This is a genomic window from Acinetobacter sp. NIOH-H-8 (assembly GCF_046635365.1).
Classification (GTDB): domain Bacteria; phylum Pseudomonadota; class Gammaproteobacteria; order Pseudomonadales; family Moraxellaceae; genus Acinetobacter.
Window position 1 is genome coordinate 1 of sequence record NZ_JBHDVN010000115.1, and the last position, 881, is coordinate 881.

2 protein-coding genes are annotated in these 881 nt (G+C 35.4%); both read left to right on the forward strand.

Going from position 1 to position 881, the window contains the following annotated elements; all coding sequences use genetic code 11:
* Nucleotides 1-37: 37 nt before the first annotated feature.
* Complete coding sequence (locus tag ACEWB7_RS17275) at nt 38-343, forward strand: IS630 transposase-related protein (RefSeq protein WP_004779997.1); 306 nt, start codon at nt 38-40, stop codon at nt 341-343.
* A 44-nt stretch (nt 344-387) separates the two neighbouring features.
* On the forward strand, nt 388-876 hold the full coding sequence (locus ACEWB7_RS17280; protein WP_004779999.1) for a transposase: 489 nt from the start codon (nt 388-390) through the stop codon (nt 874-876).
* Nucleotides 877-881: the final 5 nt, after the last annotated feature.

Sequence of the window (881 nt, forward strand, 5' to 3'; positions counted from 1 at the left end):
TATAGCCAAATACTTAAAAATATAGAACAATAGAAACATGGGATATTCAAAAGATTTTAAAGACAAAGTCATAGAAATTATGACTAGAGATAAAATGTCTGTGCGAAAAGCAGCACAGCATTTTAACGTCTGTATACAGACGATTCAGAATTGGAAAAAGTCCACTGTAACTAAACCTATTCCTGGTCGCCCAGCTAAAATTAGCAAAGAGCAAATATTGAATGATGTTGAACAATATCCCGATGATTACATCAGTGAACGGGCAGAACGTTTTGGTGTCAGTACACATGCAGTATTTAATGCGCTACATGCTGCAGGAATATCGCGTAAAAAAAGACGTTAAAGCACCCTAAAGCAGATCAAAATCAACGTCGGCAATTTCAGAACTTGATTGAATGTTTAGAACAACAATTACCACTGGTTTATATCGATGAAAGTGGTTTTCAAAGCGAAAGTACGAGATCGCATAGTTATAGCCCTAAAGGAGCGCGAGCTGAAGCTGAATTTAACTGGCAGTTAAAAAATTGTAGCAATGCGATTGGCGCATTAATCGAAAATAGATTGCTTACAGTTGGAGTATTTGATTGTTCAGTGAATACCGAGGTATTTGAATGCTGGATTGAACAGGATTTATTGCCAAAGCTGAAAAAAACCAGTGTATTGATTATGGATAATGCCACCTTTCACAAAGGAACAAGGCTTCAGGAGTTGATACGTTGTGCAGGCCATTACATTGTGTGGCTTCCTAAATATAGCCCGGACTTAAATCCTATAGAAAAAATGTGGTCACGAGTAAAAATGATTCGCAATAAATTTAGAGTTAAAGATATTGATAAATTGTTTAAAGATTACTGTAATGATTTATTTAGTATTTAGCTATA